The following is a 16,513-nucleotide window of genomic DNA, read 5'->3' on the forward strand; positions in this document are numbered from 1 at the left end:
TGCAACGGTCCGTTGCATTCGGCGGGAAGGTGGAGACATGAGCGACGTTCTGCCGGTGGTTTTCGTGCACGGCATCCGGCTGTCCGGGGCGTGTTGGCAACAGCAGAAACGCCTGGCCCGCGGCCGAATCGCCACGCCCGACCTGCCTGGACACGGGACGCGACGCGGGGAACGGTTCACCCTCGATGGCGCGGTGGACGCGGTCGTCAAGGCCATCGACGAGGTCGGCGGCCGGGCGGTTCTGGTCGGGCATTCCCTTGGCGGCTACGTCTCGATCGCGACCGCGGCGCGCCATCCGGATCGGGTCGCTTCCCTGGTGGGAGCCGGATGTTCGCTCGTGCCGAGTTCGGTGCTGCGCGGCGGTTTCCGGTTCGCGCGCCGCGGCTTGGCGACGGCAGCGGACGACGGTGCGTCCTTCAGTGCGTGGCTGCTCCGCCGGGTTCTTCCGGCGGAAGTCGCCGAACCGGTGATCGCTGCGGGGATCGCGTCCGAGGTCATTCCCGACGTGATGGAAGCGGCCGCCGGGATGGATCCGGTCGCCGACCTCGCGCGGTACCCGGGGCGGGTACTTCTGCTCAACGGCCGCCACGACCACTTCCGCATTGGCGAACGCCGGTTTTTGGCTGCCTGCCAGGACGGAGCGCTGCAGATCGTGCCTGGGGCCGGGCACTACCTGCCGCTTACCCACGGCGAGATGTGCGCGCGGGTGGTGGACGGAGCTCGTGAGTGGCGGGACCGGTTAGCACCGGCGTAACCGCTCACGAGACCGGACGGCTAGTGCTCACGAGTGGCGAGGCAGGCCGCCTTCCTCCCCTTCCGCGCTCCCCCGCGCGGTCAAGGCGGCGCCTCGCCACTCGCGAGGCTTCCCCGGGGCAAATCCGTGGAGCCGCGGTCGCGGGCGAAGCGGAAAGTCCCGCGCCCGCGGCTGTTTTCCTCCGGTGGTGGCACCCGCGCACTCGACGACGGTCAACCCCCACGTGACCGTGTCGCCTCCCCCGCGGGGTGCTACCCGTAAGCTCGGAGTGCGGCCTGAAAGTGGTCTGGGCCACAGTTTCCGTGCTCATCGGTAAGGTACTCCCGCCCGGTACCGGTCGACCCCGGGCTTGAGCTGCATTTAAGGCAGATGCGCCGTCCGGGTGACGACGGGACCAGCGGTCTAGCCGCGAAGTCCTTCGACGGTCGCGAAGCCATCACTGACCGTCACGTTCGTCCCGCGCCGCGCGGACAGTTCGACAAACCGCCGCAGCGCGTCGTCGGCGTCCGCTCCCGTCAACGGTACGCATTCGTTGTCTTCGTCGCGGCGGATTGGCACCAATTCAACCCGCATCTGCTCGCCGACGACGCAGCCGGCGAGCAGTCCGTCGCGGTGCCGGTCGCGCATGGCGGGCCAGTCGAAGACGAGGTTGCCGAGGCTGTAGAGGATCGGGCAGCCGCGGTAGACCTCGACCGGCTGCACGGTGTGCGGTCCATGGCCGACGACCAGGTCGGCGCCGGCGTCGATGATCGCGTGCGCATAGGTCACCTGGTACTCGGTCAGTTCTTCGCCGGGGATGCCCCAATGCATCGACACCACGACGTGGTCGGCCTCGGCGCGGGCGCGGCGGATGTCGGCGAGCAGCAGCTCCAGGTCGCGGCGGACCGGCGTGGTGTGCACGATCGGCGGGCGGCCGGGGACGTCCAGGACGCGCGGATCCGGTTGGTACGACGTGTAAGCGCCCGCCGCGGCGACGCCAGGCGAGTCTTCCGTCGCTTCCTGCCCGACCGGCCAGCACAACGAGGTGTAGGCGAGAAACGCGATCCGGCCGCCGGGTCGTTCGAGGATCGCCGGCGCGTGCGCTTCGGCGAGGTTCGCGCCCGCGCCGCAGTGCGCGATTCCGGCGCGGTCCAGCACAGCGAGGCTCGCCATCGCCGCGGCTGGCGGGTAAGTGACGTTGTTGGCGACGGACACCACGTCGATCTCGGCGGCGGTCAGCGCGGCGACCATCTCCGGCGGCGAATGCCGCCAGTTCGGCTTGTGCGGGATGTCCATGCCGGTCGAGCCGGACAGCGGTCCTTCGAGATTCACGAACCGCACATCGGCGCCGGTGAGCAGCGAGGTCAACGGGGCCAGCGCCGTTTCCGGGTTCGCGCGGCCCTGCAGGTTGACGTCTCCGCCGAGTACGAGCGTGATCATTGCGTCAACCCGTCCAAAGGAGGAAATCCCTCCAGCTCGTTACGAATCGTTGCCCTTTCGTCTTCCTCTGCTTCGCTTGTTCGGGGGACGATGCCTCGACCGTTGACATGCAGAGGGGACTCAGGGTGACCATATCCCGTCGTCCCGCCGGGGGCCGCAGCGCCGGTGGGGCAAGACTGACCAGAGGCGCGGTTGCCGTCTCCGCCGCAGCTCTCGTGCTCGGCGGACTGGCCGCGCCCGCTTCGGCGGCCCCCAGCGCGGACGCCCTGATCGCCGAGGTCTACGGCGGTGGCGGCAATTCCGGCGCCACGCTGACCAACGACTTCATCGAGCTGGCCAACCACGGCGGCGCGCCCGTCTCGCTCGACGGCTACAGCGTCCAGTACCTGCCAGGTTCGGCGAGCGCGTCGAGCAAGTGGCAGGTCACGCCGCTCGCCGGAGCTGTCGCGCCGAAGGGCCGTTACCTCGTCGCGGAGGGGAAGGGGAGCGGCGGCACGGTCGCGCTGCCGACGCCTGACGCGACCGGGGCCATCGCGATGTCCGCGACCGCCGGGACGGTCGCGCTCGTGTCCGACAGCGCGCCGCTGACCTGCAAGACCGCTGCCGATTGCGCGGCGGACAGCCGGGTCAAGGACCTCGTCGGCTTCGGCGATGCCGTTGTCCGCGAAGGAGAACCGGCCGCCGCGCCGTCCAACACGACCTCGGTCGCTCGGGCGGCGACGCTCGCCGACACCGACAACAACAGCGTGGACTTCGCCGTCGGCGACCCGACGCCCACCAACACCAAGGGCGAGACCACCGGCACTCAGCCGGGCGAGCCGGGTGTTCCGGCGAAGATCCACGACATCCAGGGCACCACGCGGATTTCGCCGTTCAAGGACAAGCAGGTCGAGGACGTCACCGGCATCGTCACCGCGGTGCGCGGCTTCGGCTCGGCGCGCGGGTTCTGGATCACCGACCCGCATCCGGACAGCGACCCGCGCACCAGCGAGGGCCTGTTCGTGTTCACCGGATCGACCACTCCCGCGGTGGCGGTCGGCGACGCGATCACCGCGCAGGGCAAGGTCAAGGAGTACTACCCGGACGCGCCCGCGACCTCGAACTACCAGTCGCTCACCGAGCTGACCAGTGCACAGTGGACGGTCGACTCTTCGGGCAACCCGCTGCCTGCGCCCACTGTGTTGACGGCCGACCAAGTGCCGGATGTGCTGGCTCCCAACGCGGGCGGCAACATCGAATCGCTGCCGCTCGAGCCATCGAAGTACGCACTGGATTTCTGGGAATCGCACGAAAGCGAGATCGTCCAGGTTTCTGACGCGCGGGTGGTCGGCCCGAGCAACAAGTACGGCGAGCTTTACGTGACCACGAAGCCGCAGCAGAACCCGACGCCGCGCGGCGGGACTGTGTACCTTGGGTACGACAAGATCAACACCGGGGTGCTGAAGGTCCAGTCGATCATCCCGTCCTCGCAGCAGGCGGCTCCGAAGGTCAACACCGGCGACGTGCTTACCGGCGTCACGTCCGGTCCGGTGGAGTACAGCAACTTCGGCGGGTACACGCTGTTCGCGTCGAAGCTGGGTGCGGCGAAGGACAACAAGCTGCAGCGGGAAACCACGCGCAAGCAGCGTCCGGGTGAGCTTTCGGTGGCGACGTACAACGTCGAGAACCTCGCACCGTCCGATTCGGACACCAAGTACGCGCAGCTCGCACACGGCATCGTCGACAACCTCGCGACGCCGGATATCGTTACCCTGGAAGAAATCCAGGACAACAGCGGTGCGACCGACGACGGCACTGTCGATGCGGACGAGACGCTGAAGAAGTTCACCGACGCGATCGTCGCCGCCGGTGGCCCGCAGTACCAGTGGCGGCAGATCAACCCGGTGAACGACGAGGACGGCGGACAACCGGGCGGCAACATCCGGGTCGGCTTCCTGTTCAACCCGTCGCGAGTCTCCTTTGTGGATCGTCCCGGTGGCAGCCCGACTTCTTCGGTGGGCGTGGTTTCCGACCACGGCAAGGCGCATCTGACGCAGTCGCCGGGCCGGGTCGACCCGGGCAATGAAGCGTGGGAGGACAGCCGCAAGCCGCTGGCCGGCGAGTTCGTGTTCCGCGGCCGGACAGTTTTCGTGCTGGCCAACCACTTCAACTCCAAGGGCGGCGACCAGCCGACGCATGGCCGCTACCAGCCGCCGACGCGGAGCTCGGAGGTGCAGCGACAGAAGCAGGCGACGGTTCTGCAGGGCTTCGTGGCGCAACTGCTTGGCGCGGACCCGCGAGCGAACGTCGTGGTGGCTGGTGACCTGAACGACTACCAGTTCTCGCCTGCGTTGGCGAAGCTGACTTCGGGTGGGTTGTTGACGGACCTGATCGCGACGCTGCCTCCGGCTGAGCGGTACAGCTATGTGTTCGAGGGACAGTCGCAGGTGTTGGACCACATCCTCGCTTCTGCTGCTCCGCGCGGTGTGGATTATGACGTGGTGCATGTGAATGCTGAGTTCGCGGATCAGGCCAGTGACCATGATCCGCAGGTGGTCCGGTTCCGGCCTTCGGCGGGGAATCCGTTCGCCGACTTCGCCAACGACGTGCTCGACCAGCTGGATCGGTTGCTGCACCGGACGGCGTAGTTATCTTTGATTACGAGTACGGGTAGAGCCGGACGCGTCACATTTCCCGGGTCTACCCGTACTATGCTATGCCTGGGTCATTCGGTGATCTCTTCATCAGCGGGTGTCCCGCGTGACATCAGAATCTCCGTCGGAGGAAGCGAAAGCAAAGGATCGCGGTTTCGTGCCGGTGGAGGTTCAAACGAAACTTTCCTTCCTCGGAGGTAGGCGTCCAGCGTAGCTATACGTGCCCGTCTGCTGCTGAGGTCACTTGAGTTGCGAACGCTGCGGGCGTAGAGCCTCGCTCGTTCGTCAACTTCATCTATCTTGGAAAGATGATCGTCGCTCAATGATACTAGGTTATTGACAAGGTCAGAGAACTCCTTAAGGCGAGTCGATATAAGTTCACGCTCGGTTCTGTCAAACGGCAGTTCGGAGCTCCTGTTCGCGAGCGCCAGGAAAAGTGTGTAGAAGTCCACCTTCCGTGACCAGCGCAGCTTATTGGGCCAGTTGATAAGTTGTTCCAATTCGCCGATCACGGAGTTGAAAGTGTCCTCGACTCGATTCCGATCCGGGAATTCCTGTTCGTAGGAGGCATAGTAGCTATCCAATGCAGATTGCTTATTCTGGGGACCGAATAACATCCCGATGGCGAGGCCGCTGACGTACTCGACGTCTTTCATGCGACGAATATCATTGCTGCTAAAAAGACCGGAATTTACCCAGAATGTCTTTCTGCTGACTTCTTCCATGCAGGAGATAAAATCACCCCAGTAGGTGGCGTGACGTATTTCCTGCCGGTTTAGTGCAATGTTGTTCCGGTTCAGTCGCTCGAATACTTCGCGAATCTGTTCGTGTGGCAGAGTCGGTAGTACGCGAACGACAAATTTGTACTCGTAGACGCGTTGCCGGTCTTCCTTGGTGAGTTGGTCGAACTTTAATCCGGATAGGTGGTCGGACTCATCTCCAAGCGCGAACTTATTGGTCAGGAACTCCAGGCATGCGCGAATCCTCTGTTGTCCGTCTACGATTACATGAATTTCCTCGCCATCTCCGCTGACGCTTGTCTGCAGGTAGATCTCCGGGACTGGAAAACCTCGAAGAATGGAGTCGATCAAGTAAGATTTTTGGCGGTCTTGCCAAACTGGATTACGCTGAAAGGGCGGTCGCATATCCAGTTCGTCATCATTTAGCCTGCGCCAAAACCATGACACGGTGTAATGTGTCACTTCAAGAAAACGTTGCGGGTACAGATCGGCTGTGTTCTTCATTATAGGCTACTACCTCGAATATGCGCAGAAGAGATCTCCTGGCGCAGGTTCTGCACGTTTTTGACGTGGTAATTTCGCAGTGAAGAGCTGTCCTGGTAGATTCGACAACGAACATCACGCCCAGTGGTCGGCTTGCGGTTCGCTGTACGCGCCAGCTCAGTCGTCCACTGATAACCAAATGATATGAATGGTAAGATTTTGTCAGTAGCAATCGAACCATCGAAAACTAAGCTTTCTCGATGTTTCTTGAGATAGCCAGTTTCGGGCATGCTCGGGTGTAGCCGAGCTGCCGGATCAAGGTCGCGAAGCTCTTGCCAGGCCAGGTTGAAATGACGCATACTGATCACTGCTACATCAACATCGGATTCGTTGTGAAAAGCCGAGAAATTTTTGTCTGGCGATAAGCTGAAACCCAATGCTGAGCTCCCTACGACGATAATGTCGTGCGGGTCAACTTGCAGCCCTCTGGCTAGTTCGGTTTTCCAATTTCGATAAAGTGTCCAGGTTTGAAAGAGCCAGGGAAGTCGGCCTAAGAGGTGATGATTAACAAAGTCCTCTGGTGGCAGATGTTCCAGTGCCAGAAGTACTTCCCGGGAGTTCTCTGGATGTCTGTCATTTATTTCGGAAAGGTAAGCTCGGAAATCTTCTGGGGAATACTTTTCCAGTGATTCCGGCGAGAGTCCGGGTCCCCCGTTTTCGGGTGCCACGCCACCGCCTAATGTTGAGAACGCGAAAAGTTTCCGGATGGGTGTCGTGGATCGTCCTTGACACCCATCCGAATCTATTTGCTAATGCGGTTTCGGGTACGTTCCCGCGTCCCAAGGCTGGGTGGCAGGAGGCACGCGGACGAGCTTGACTTCCTGGTGTGCACGCCACTTTCCCCAGTTCTGAATCACTAGGCCGATGACGATGTTCCGCTTAACCCTTCGGTAGCGATCACTTCGCATCAGGAGAAGCTGTTTTCGAAGAACTAGGGCAGGATCACCGGGGTAGTGTTCGATGCAATCAACAAGACAACTCAGATATATTTTTGCATCCTCGGGGCTGACTCGAGAGAACAGCCACAGAAGAAATCCGAAATGATTTCGAGCCATGATCCTATGAATCATTGACCCATTGAAATCGTTGATGCGTTGAGGCAGGTCTGCTACGTCTGGATTGCTTTTTATGTAGTCGTTGGCTTCGTCTGGCTCTATTTGCCGAAAGGTCTTGTGAGAGATCCATCCGGTCTCGTTCCACTCGAAGATCAGTCGGATCAGGGAACTGAGCTGGGCACTGTGGTGGTACTCATACGCAACTCGCAACTGATCCGAGAAAGAGCGGTTGCGTCCTGTGTCGATAGTAATAATCGCGCTGCGCGGAACATTATACGCAACGTAGATGAGCTTGGTGACTCCAGACATCACGATGGCGGCGAGCCGGTGTTGCCCATCGAGAAGCTTTCCATCTTTGTCGAACTTGATGGTTTCGCCGTTAAGCGGAAACCGGTCTTGCGTCATTAGTTCAGCGTAGTGTTTGACACGACCGCGTGAGATCACTCGGTTTGGTGCCATGTTATTTAGCCATTTTTCGGCGAGCTGAGGCGTAACTTCCACGATCTCGGCTCGTTGCCCTGCGTCCTCTTGAGGGGCCTCTACTGTGCCTTGTGTCACGTATGAATTATGCCCGAAGTGCTCCGTCGGTGTTTGTAGCAAAGTGATCACTGAATGTAATCACTGCAGGTAGACGGACTGACGCGAGGTGTATCGTTTCAGATCGTCCCGAAAGAGTGAAATTTTCACCCGTTCGGGTTTGGGCTGTCTCTAGCGCTTCGCCCGCCAGCCAAGCCCCAACACAGCCTGGACCAGCTCCTGATAACTAGGCTTAACCTCTTCCAAATACCGATCCAAATACTGCGGCCGAGCCGTAGTAATCGGCTGCGGATCGTCCAGCGCCTCAACGAAATTCAGCCGCGAAACATTGTGCAGCGCCATTTTCCACCACCGGCTGGCGCGCTCCCGGGTCTTCTCCTCGCGATCCTGCGCAGCAGCAACCGCGGCATGCGCATCAGCCAGTTGGCGTTCGATTTCGTCCGCTCGCGCCAGTTCCCACGCGCGCAGGCTGTCCGCCGAACCCCTGGCCAGGCCGACGATTTCCTTGTACCGCATGGCGGGGCTGGGGGTTCCCTCGGTCACGGCGTGCCTCCCGCGGTCGGCTCGGTTTCTGGGCGCTGGAACGGGATGATGACTTCCGGCGCCCCGTGCGTGGTGCGGTCGAAGAACAATGCCCGGCCCGGCCGCGGCGACCAGTGCACGACCTGACCCGCGGCGAACGGCGACAGCTCGTTGCCCTGGACGTCCAGTGCGGCCCAGGTTCCGATGTCGTCCGTGCCCCCGAAGCCGAGCGTGTCCTTGAGTCGCGCGATGCTGCGCCACCAGCCGATGGTGTGCACACCGTGCGCGGGGCCGTTTTTCAGCAACGTACGCAGGTGGTCGAGGCCGCTCTTCAGCTGTCCGACCGCCTTCGCCTCCAGCGAGGGCAAAGCGGCGTCGACTCCGTACAGCAGCAGGATGCGCGGCGTCGTCGTGGAGAGCGATTCGACGATCGACCCCAGCTCGGTGGAAAGGTCTTCAGTGAGCGTTGCGAGGTGGCCTTCAGCTTCCAGGCGGCTCTTCAAATCCAGGACCGCCGGGGAGCTGGCCACAATGGGGCAGTGGAGCAGGAATTCGACCTGCCCGAGTTCGAGTTGCCGGGAAAGCGATCGCGCGGCGGAGTCCATAATGGACAAGGCCTCCGCGGTCGCCCCGCCGAGTACCGCGATGTTCCGGCCCGGTACCCGAGGCAGTTCGACGCCGCAAGCGGCCTCGGTGACGTCGATCGACTGACCCAGGATCGCCCTCGGCTGAGGGCTCGGCTTGAGTTCCAGGAACGCCGGGAACTGTTCCAGCACCGGCGAATGCGCACCGTCGAACAGGCGCGGCCGAGAGAATCGGCCAGCGTAGAGTTCCCACAGCTTTTGCTGCAGGTTCACGAAAACGTTGCGAGTGCTCGCATCCGGCACGTGCGCGAGCTGGTTCCCGTGTGCGACACCGGAATCGTGGTTGATCACCGCGTGCCACTTGGGTGCGGAGACCGCCGCGTTGTTCGTTTCCGCGAGAACGCGGCGTGCCTTCGGCATGGCGATGCGCAGCGTGCACTGCTCGAAGACCGCAGGTTTGCCCCAGAAGGCTTCGATGCCTGCGACGTCCTGGCTGGCCAGCACCAGATGGATGCCTTGCGAACGGCCACGGCGGGCAATGTCTTCGAGCAGTTGCGTGGCTTGCGCGGTGACCTGGTCGCGTCCGGCGAAGAGGTACTGGAATTCGTCGATCACCGCGACGATCCGCGGCCAGTGTCCGCTCGGATCCTGTTCGCGCAGGTCAGCCAGGTTCGTGACCTCGTGCTCCTTCGCCGCGGCGGAGCGGCGGCGCAATTCGTCGGCGAGGAAGCGCAGCAGCGCCAACCCGAATTCGCGGTCGGTATTGACGTTGACGCCGACCAGCTTCGCGTGCGGCAGCCAACTGGAGTCTTTGCGACCGGGAGCGAGACCGGCGAACGAGACGCCTTCCTTGAAGTCCAGCAGGTACAACGCCAGCTCGTCGGGCGTGTATCGCGCGGCGAGACTTCCCAGCAGCGCGTACAGGAAGTTCGTTTTACCCGAACCGCTCGGGCCGCCGATGAGCGCGTGCGGGCTGGCGTCGCCGATCACCACTTCGACGGCTTCGCCCTCGTGGAACCCGATCGGCGCGCGCAGTTCCCGCGCGGAACTCTCCTGGCCGATCTCGGCCGGCATCAGGTCGGCGAACGACCGTGGGCCGCCCTGTTTCGAAATCAGTGCTTCGGCGATGCGGTTCGCCGCGCGGATCACCTGACCGGACGGCATCGGCGGATCCAGGTCCACGACCAGGTCGCTGCCGGTCATGCTGCTGACCGCACGGCGTTCGTCCAGCAGGCTGAGCGTTTCGATCGACGCGCTGACCGCGGTGGGCACGTCCACCAGGATCAGGCAGATCCCGGCCGCGAGCGCGCCGCTGGCCACGCGTTTGAGGTCGCGCGCGCGTTCCGCGTCGAGGGTTTCGCCGTTGCCGTACAGCACGGCGATCCGGTACGGCTCCAAGCGCTGGCCGGTGGCTTTTCGCAGTTCCCGCAACGAGGTGTGGCCCGCTTGCATGCCGGTGGCGTGGATCCGGCGGATGTGCCCGGCGAGCTCGTCGAGCAGATCCTCCAGCCGCGTCGGGTCGTACAGCGACAGCGCGCTCGTGCGGCTGAGCGGGTACAGGTCCGGCAGGATCGCGGTGAGCTGGCCGACGTCCCACAGGTGGATTTTCACCGCGCCGGGCTCGAACGCCGACAGCACGCGCATCAGCAGGCCCTGCACGATCCCGTCCACCACCGGCCGGGTTTTCGGCGCGGACGTGATGGCCAGGTGCGATTCGTCCAGCAGCGGCACGGCGACGTCGAACGTGCGCGAGATGTCGCGTCCGGCCGCGGTGGCCGAACCGACTCGCCACAACCCGGGAGCGGTGACGCCGGAATTCGTGCCGACGCGGCCGAGCCATTCGCTCGGCGGCCGCCCGGCCGGACCCGGCGCGTGCGCGGCGACGAGGTCGCGCAGTTCGCCGGGACCGGCGCTCCAGTCGGTGTAGAAGGCGGTGCGGGTGCCGCCGAGCGCGGCGAACACCTCGTGCGCGGCCGGATGCCGCGCCCACTCCGTCTGCTGGGCCGGATCGGCGTGGTCCATGCCGACCCGGACGATCTCCTGTTCCAGCGTCAGCCGCGCCACCTCGGCCTCGGCCATTTCGCGCGCGCCGGCCGCGGCCCCGAGCACGAGCCCGATCTGGTGCCGGACCCGGTCGAGAGCGGTTTGCACACGGTTGCGTTGCTCGGCTGACTTGCTGGCCATCTCATCCCTACAGGCGTGACTGGTATCCGCCCACTAAATCGTCGGCGGCGGCTAAACGGGTGAGGAGGTGTTCGAGCGCCTCGTCGGCCTGCGCGAACTGGCCCGGCAGCCACGGATCTGCCTTGGCCTGCGCGTCGACGAGTGCGCGCCGGGCGTCGCCGAGCAGAGCCATCGCCCGCTCGGCGTGCGCCCGCCCGTCGCCGACCCCCGCTCGCGCGGCGGTGAGCAACTGGTGGATTTCGGCGAGCCCCGACATCGGCGTTAAAGCCGCGCCGAGTAGGAATCGGCCGACGAGATGCCGGCCTGGATGGTGCTCTGCATGCCGGTGATCCCTTGCAGCGCTTCGGCGAGCAGGCCGTGCGCCTGGTTCACCTCGTGCTGGCTGCTGCCCTGGGTGGCTTGGGACAGCGACAGCTGTGCTTCTTCGAGTGCCTGCGCTGCCTGCTGCAGCGCGGCGATGCTCGCGGACGCCTTCTCGTTCGCGAGCGCGATACCAGCGCGGATCTCTTCCACTCCGGCCATGGGGGCGGGCTCCTCGGTGCGTCATGGGCTGAAACGACCACATACAAACTTAGCGTGATCAGGTGTCTTCGGTAAGTAAGTGGGAACGGGAGAATCGACAAAGCCCCGGACGCGGTCGGGCATCCGGGGCCAGTCGGGCGTCGGCTTCTCGGGTTCGCACGCGGGGCCCGAAACCCGCGTTTCAGCCTTCTGACCTGCGGGTTCTCGGTGTGTGTGCGACGGCCAACGCCCAGGTCAAAACGGTATTCGTGACACCGGGAAACCTCTCCAGACGGCTGCGATGAAGTCTGCGGCGAAGCCTAGCGGGTAGGACCGTTCGGCCGATCCCAGCCCCTGCCCCGGTTGCGGACAGCGACGGCCCGCCGCCCGGTTCAGCGAGCGCCGGCCGGATTCGGGTCGTCGCCGAGGTAGGTGCCGTAACCCTCGACGACGAGATCGCCGTCGAAGACCAGGACCTCGTTGACCAGTCCGCCCTTCTGGTTGCGGTAGTTGATGACGAGCGCGCCGAGCCCGACGTAGACGCCGACGACCTCGAAGCGGAGATCGGGAATCCGGCGCAGCCCCTCGGCCCAGTACGCGCGCAGCGCCGCCTTGCCGCGGATCACGCCGTCGCCGCCGATCACCTGGACCGCGACCGGGGATCGGAAGGTGACGTCGTCGGCGAAGTGGGCCAGCAGTGCGTCGAGATCGTGGGCGTTCCAAGCCTTGGCCCAGCGGTCGGCGAACTCTTGAGCTGCGCTGTGGTTCATGAACGAATTCTGCCAGCGGAATATCGTTGCCAGGCAAGGGATTTACGGGGAAACGACGAAGGTCCCAGCCTCTGCGAAGCTGGGACCTTCGTGGTGTTGCAGCGGAGGATACAGGATTCGAACCTGCGAGGGCGTGAACCCAACACGCTTTCCAAGCGTGCGCCTTAGGCCGCTCGGCCAATCCTCCGTGGGGAAGAATACCGGATGGCCCTTTCGCCTTCCGCAGGTGGTCCGACCTGCGCGAACCGGTTCAGGCCGGGACGACGTCGGCGACCACGATGGTGATGTTGTCCGGGCCGCCGCCCTCGTTGGCGAGGGCGATGAGACGCGGGACGATTTCCTCCGGGGTGCCGTCGGCGAGGACATCCTGGATGGCCGGTTCGCTGGCGCCCGCGGTGAGGCCGTCGGAGCAGAGCAGGTAGCGGTCGCCGGCCCGCGGCGTGAATTCCCAGACGTCCGGTTCGGCCGAGCCGGTGCTCAGGAGTGCTTTCATCAGCATCGAGCCGCGCGGGTGGTGGTCGGCGTCGGCGGCGCTGATGGTGCCGTCTTCGACCAGGGCCTGTGCCAGGGTGTGGTCGCGCGTGATGCGCTGCAGTTCGCCGTCGCGCAGGAGGTAGCCGCGCGAGTCGCCGACGTGGGCCGCGGCGAAGTGGGTGCCGTCGAACAGCAGGGTGGTGAGGGTGGTGCCCATGCCTTGCGTGGCGGGGGTTTCCTCGGCCACCTGGGCGAGCTGGCCGGCGATCCGGTGGACGCCGTCGGAGAGCAGGTTCGACAGGTTGTGCGCGGTGAGGTCCAGCGTGCGCAGCTCCGCGTCGAGCGAGGCCAGCACGCTGACCGCGGTCGAGCTGGCCACTTCGCCGTGCGGCTGGCCGCCGATGCCGTCGGCCACCACGAGCATCCGCCCGCTGGCGTACACGGAGTCCTCGTTGTTGGTGCGTCGTCGCCCTTGATCCGATCCCGCGGAGTAGCGCAGGGTGAACCGGGTCTGCTCGGTGGCCATGTCCCCATGAAACCATTGGTTGACTGAGTTAACAAGCAAAACGATGGAAACCGCTGTCGTCGGCTATCGTGCTCGTCATGGCAGACGACGCGGCGGTGAGTGCGGCCGACATCGCGCGCCTGGCGGGCGTGCGCCGGGCGGCGGTGAGCAACTGGCGGCGGCGCCACGACGATTTTCCCAAACCCGTGGGCGGCACGGCGTCCAGCCCGTTGTTTTCGCTGCCGGAGGTGCAGGCGTGGCTGCGCGGACGCGGTCGTCCGTTCGAACTCGCGCCGATCGACGAGGCGTGGCAACGGCTGCGTGCCCTTGGCGACGACCTCGACCTCGGCGCGCGGCTGGCGGCGGTCGGCGAGTACCTCGCGGACGATGCCGAGGGGCCCGACGATCCGGAGTTGCTGGCGCTGATCTCCCAGCTCGCCTCGAGCGAAGGCGCGGCGGAGACGTTCGAGCAGCTCTGCGACCGCTTCTTCGAAGCCCACGCCCGCCGGCTCTCCACCACGCCGACCGCGTACGCCGATCTGATGGTGCGGCTGACCGGTGCGAAGGGGGCCACGGTGCTCGACCCGGCGTGCGGGTTCGGGTCGTTGCTGCTGGCCGCCGCGGCGACCCGGGCGCGGGGGCAGGACGTCGACCCGGACACCGCGCGGATCGCTGGCATCCGGTTGCGGCTGCACGGCGCGGACACCGAGGTGCACGCCGCGGATGCGTTGCGCGCGGACGCTTTCGCCGATCGGTTGGCGGACGTCGTCCTGTGCGACCCGCCGTTCAACGAGCGCGGCTGGGGGCACGAGGAACTCGTCGGCGACGCGCGCTGGGAGTACGGCTTGCCACCGCGCGGCGAGTCGGAGCTGGCATGGGTGCAGCACTGCCTGGCGCACGTGAAGCCCGGCGGAGCGGTCGCGGTGCTGATGCCGGGGGCGGCGGCCGGGCGGCGGAGCGGGAAACGCATCCGGGCGAATCTGCTGCGCGCTGGCGCGTTGCGTGCGGTGTGCACGCTCGCGGCCGGCACCGATCTTTGGCTGCTCACGCGACCGGAGCCGGAGCAGCGCGCGCCGGCGACCGTGCTGATCGCCGACACCACCGCGGAGCACGTCGAGCAGGTGTGGCTGGACTTTCTGGCCGATCCGGATACCGGCGAACGCATCATCGACGTGCTCGACGACGACGTCGACCTCACGCCGTCGGGCCGCCCCGGCGAGAGTGACTCGGGCGAGGCTTTCCTTGCCGCGCAACGGCTTTTCGGACAGATCGGGATCGAGCTGCCGAAGCTGGAACCGGCTTCCGGCGAACCGGCGCACACGACCGTCGGCGAGCTGGTGAAGGCGGGCGCGCTGCGGATCACGCACGCGCCGCCGCGGACCGCCGACGGCGACGAACCCGTGCTGACCACCGACGACGTCCTCCTCGGCGGTCCGCCGACCGGGCACGCCGCGCCCGATCCGGCGGCGGTTTTCGCCCACGAAGGCGATGTGGTCGCGTCGGTCACCGGCGCGGTGATCGTCCACAGTGGAGCGCCGGTGCGGCTCGGGCCCGCGCTTTCCCGTTATCGCGTGGATCCGGAGCTGCTCGACGCGCAGTTCCTCGCCGGCTGCCTGCGCGCCGCGGACTTCCCGGTGCACAGCGCGTCGACCCGGATCGACGCGCGCCGGTTGAAGGTGCCTCGGCATCCGCTCGAAACGCAGCGTGCGTACGGCGTCGCTTTCCGCGCGCTCGCGGACTTCGACCGGGCGCTGCGGCAAACCGCGGAAATCGGCCGCGACCTGGTGCGGCTAGGCTTTGCCGCACTCGCCGAAGGACGGCTGAAGCCCGGTGGCGGGTGAGCGCTGTGAGGGGGCCCATGCTGATCGCGGACCGCTACGAGGTCGACGATCTGCCGCTCGGACGGGGCGGCATGGGTTCGGTGCACCGCGGACTCGACCGGCGGCTGGGCCGGCACGTCGCGATCAAGCTGCTGCGGCTGCCCGGCGGTGACGAAGAGCTGGAGGAACGCTTCGCCCGCGAAGCGCGGATTCTCGCGACGCTCGATCATCCCGGCGCGCCCACGCTGTACGACTTCGGCGCGCATGACGACCGGCTGTTCCAGGTCATGCAGTTCGTCGAAGGCGTGACGCTGGACGATCTGCTCGCCGAACACGGTCCGCTGCCGGTGTCGTGGGCTGCGGCGATCGCGGCGCAAGCAGCCGCGGTGCTGTCGGCGGCGCACGCTCGCGCGGTCTGTCACCGTGACCTCAAACCAGCCAACCTGATGCTCTGCCCGGACGGCAGCGTGAAGGTGATGGACTTCGGGCTCGCTGTGTTGCGCGAAGCCGATACTGCTCGCTTCACGCGCGCGGGACAGCTGCTGGGAACGCCGTCGTACATGGCTCCGGAGCAGATCCAGCGTGGGCACGCGGAGCCGCGAAGCGACCTGTACGCGCTCGGTTGCGTACTGCACGAGATGCTGACTGGCCGTCCGGTCTTCACCGGGCCTACGGCGTACGCGGTGTTCGACAAGCAGGTGAAGGAAACCGCGCCGGTCGTTCCCGGCGTACCGCGGGAGTTGAACGCGCTTCTCGCCGCGACGCTCGCGAAGGATCCTTCGGCGCGACCGTCTGGGGCAGAAGTGCTGTACGCGCATCTCGTGCCTTTCGCGCGGGACTTGCCACCGTTGCCGGGATTCCTGCACCCGGCAACGGTGCTGAGCCCTTCGCGGATGTACGCGCGCATGGTGGGGCTTAGCGGCGAGCGTTGATGCTCGTCGGCGTCTGCTCCGACAGCGGCAGGCCGCGCTGCTGGATGCGGTAGTAAGTGAAGGCGTTCTGTACGCCGATGCTGATACCGATGGTGAGCATGATCGTCGAGGACGTCACGGTGTTGCTGACGCCGAGCGCGGCTCCGATGAAGGAGAACCCGACGCGTACGCCGATGGTGGCGAACCACAGCACCAGCGTGAGCGGAGTGCCCTTCACGAACGTCGTGCCTTCGCGGGCGCTGAGGACCGAAGTGGAGCTGCGCAGGACGCCCAGCAGGCCTAGGACTACGACGTCGCCAGCCAGCAGCGCGTATTCCGTCGCGGTCGCGCTTTGCAGTGTGGTGGCGGCGGAGAACACGCCGATCGCGGTCAGGATGAACGGCAGCGTCAGCAACCGCTTGCGGCTGAGCAGCGTGCCGCGCCACTGCCGGTAGACGACCCGGTAGAGGACGAGCGCCGCGATCGCGACGTAGAGAACGATGGTGAGCGGGCCGAGGTTCACGGTGCTCCTTCGGAGGTGGTCGGCTACGCCCGGCCGGC

The 16,513-nt window shown here is 65.5% G+C and carries 15 protein-coding genes and 1 tRNA gene; 4 read left to right on the forward strand and 12 right to left on the reverse strand.

Going from position 1 to position 16,513, the window contains the following annotated elements; genetic code table 11:
* Positions 1-37 precede the first annotated feature (37 nt).
* Entirely contained in the window at positions 38-754 is a 717-nt protein-coding gene (locus ACWDNU_RS06660) for an alpha/beta fold hydrolase (RefSeq protein WP_449668046.1), read from the forward strand.
* Positions 755-1,156: 402 nt separating this feature from the next.
* Here the strand turns inward: ACWDNU_RS06660 and ACWDNU_RS06665 are convergent, their stop codons facing one another.
* Positions 1,157-2,173 carry a CapA family protein gene (locus ACWDNU_RS06665; RefSeq protein ID WP_370933351.1) on the reverse strand — a complete coding sequence of 339 codons (1,017 nt, stop codon included), beginning with the start codon at positions 2,171-2,173 and terminating at the stop codon, positions 1,157-1,159.
* A gap of 125 nt (positions 2,174-2,298) precedes the next feature.
* Here ACWDNU_RS06665 and ACWDNU_RS06670 point away from each other — a divergent pair, with 125 nt between their 5' ends.
* Complete coding sequence (locus ACWDNU_RS06670; RefSeq protein ID WP_449668047.1) at positions 2,299-4,800, forward strand: endonuclease/exonuclease/phosphatase family protein; 2,502 nt, start codon at positions 2,299-2,301, stop codon at positions 4,798-4,800.
* Between the two features lie 77 nt (positions 4,801-4,877).
* Here ACWDNU_RS06670 and ACWDNU_RS06675 read toward each other — a convergent pair whose 3' ends face one another.
* The 10 genes from ACWDNU_RS06675 to ACWDNU_RS06720 form a co-directional block, all read right to left on the reverse strand.
* Positions 4,878-6,050 (reverse strand): DUF262 domain-containing protein, encoded by a 1,173-nt coding sequence (locus ACWDNU_RS06675; protein WP_449668048.1) that lies wholly within the window; start codon positions 6,048-6,050, stop codon positions 4,878-4,880.
* Positions 6,050-6,757 (reverse strand): hypothetical protein, encoded by a 708-nt coding sequence (locus tag ACWDNU_RS06680; protein ID WP_449668049.1) that lies wholly within the window; start codon positions 6,755-6,757, stop codon positions 6,050-6,052. Before ACWDNU_RS06680 ends, ACWDNU_RS06675 begins: the two co-directional genes overlap by 1 nt.
* Positions 6,758-6,838: 81 nt before the next feature.
* Positions 6,839-7,702: a hypothetical protein gene (locus tag ACWDNU_RS06685; protein WP_449668050.1), complete on the reverse strand. Its 864-nt coding sequence runs from the start codon at positions 7,700-7,702 to the stop codon at positions 6,839-6,841.
* A gap of 150 nt (positions 7,703-7,852) precedes the next feature.
* Positions 7,853-8,197, reverse strand: a complete 345-nt coding sequence (locus tag ACWDNU_RS06690) for a hypothetical protein (RefSeq protein ID WP_370940627.1) — start codon at positions 8,195-8,197, stop codon at positions 7,853-7,855.
* Positions 8,198-8,220: 23 nt separating this feature from the next.
* Entirely contained in the window at positions 8,221-10,971 is a 2,751-nt protein-coding gene (locus tag ACWDNU_RS06695; RefSeq protein WP_449668051.1) for an FtsK/SpoIIIE domain-containing protein, read from the reverse strand.
* Positions 10,972-10,978: 7 nt separating this feature from the next.
* Entirely contained in the window at positions 10,979-11,227 is a 249-nt protein-coding gene (locus ACWDNU_RS06700; protein WP_370933357.1) for a hypothetical protein, read from the reverse strand.
* A gap of 5 nt (positions 11,228-11,232) precedes the next feature.
* Positions 11,233-11,493 carry a hypothetical protein gene (locus tag ACWDNU_RS06705; protein WP_009084635.1) on the reverse strand — a complete coding sequence of 87 codons (261 nt, stop codon included), beginning with the start codon at positions 11,491-11,493 and terminating at the stop codon, positions 11,233-11,235.
* A gap of 371 nt (positions 11,494-11,864) precedes the next feature.
* Positions 11,865-12,242, reverse strand: coding sequence for a nuclear transport factor 2 family protein (locus tag ACWDNU_RS06710; protein ID WP_449668052.1), 378 nt, complete (start codon positions 12,240-12,242; stop codon positions 11,865-11,867).
* Positions 12,243-12,344: 102 nt separating this feature from the next.
* Positions 12,345-12,429, reverse strand: a tRNA-Ser gene (locus tag ACWDNU_RS06715).
* Between the two features lie 63 nt (positions 12,430-12,492).
* Positions 12,493-13,242: a PP2C family protein-serine/threonine phosphatase gene (locus ACWDNU_RS06720; protein ID WP_370933360.1), complete on the reverse strand. Its 750-nt coding sequence runs from the start codon at positions 13,240-13,242 to the stop codon at positions 12,493-12,495.
* A 77-nt stretch (positions 13,243-13,319) separates the two neighbouring features.
* Here ACWDNU_RS06720 and ACWDNU_RS06725 point away from each other — a divergent pair, with 77 nt between their 5' ends.
* Together ACWDNU_RS06725 and ACWDNU_RS06730 are read left to right on the forward strand one after the other, a co-directional pair.
* Positions 13,320-15,062 carry an HsdM family class I SAM-dependent methyltransferase gene (locus tag ACWDNU_RS06725; protein WP_449668053.1) on the forward strand — a complete coding sequence of 581 codons (1,743 nt, stop codon included), beginning with the start codon at positions 13,320-13,322 and terminating at the stop codon, positions 15,060-15,062.
* 17 nt (positions 15,063-15,079) lie between these two features.
* Positions 15,080-15,973: a serine/threonine-protein kinase gene (locus tag ACWDNU_RS06730; RefSeq protein ID WP_370933364.1), complete on the forward strand. Its 894-nt coding sequence runs from the start codon at positions 15,080-15,082 to the stop codon at positions 15,971-15,973.
* Here the strand turns inward: ACWDNU_RS06730 and ACWDNU_RS06735 are convergent.
* Positions 15,957-16,475, reverse strand: coding sequence for a hypothetical protein (locus tag ACWDNU_RS06735; protein WP_370933366.1), 519 nt, complete (start codon positions 16,473-16,475; stop codon positions 15,957-15,959). The genes ACWDNU_RS06730 and ACWDNU_RS06735 overlap by 17 nt on opposite strands.
* Between the last annotated feature and the right edge of the window lie 38 nt (positions 16,476-16,513).

The organism is Amycolatopsis sp. NPDC003676 (assembly GCF_053587275.1).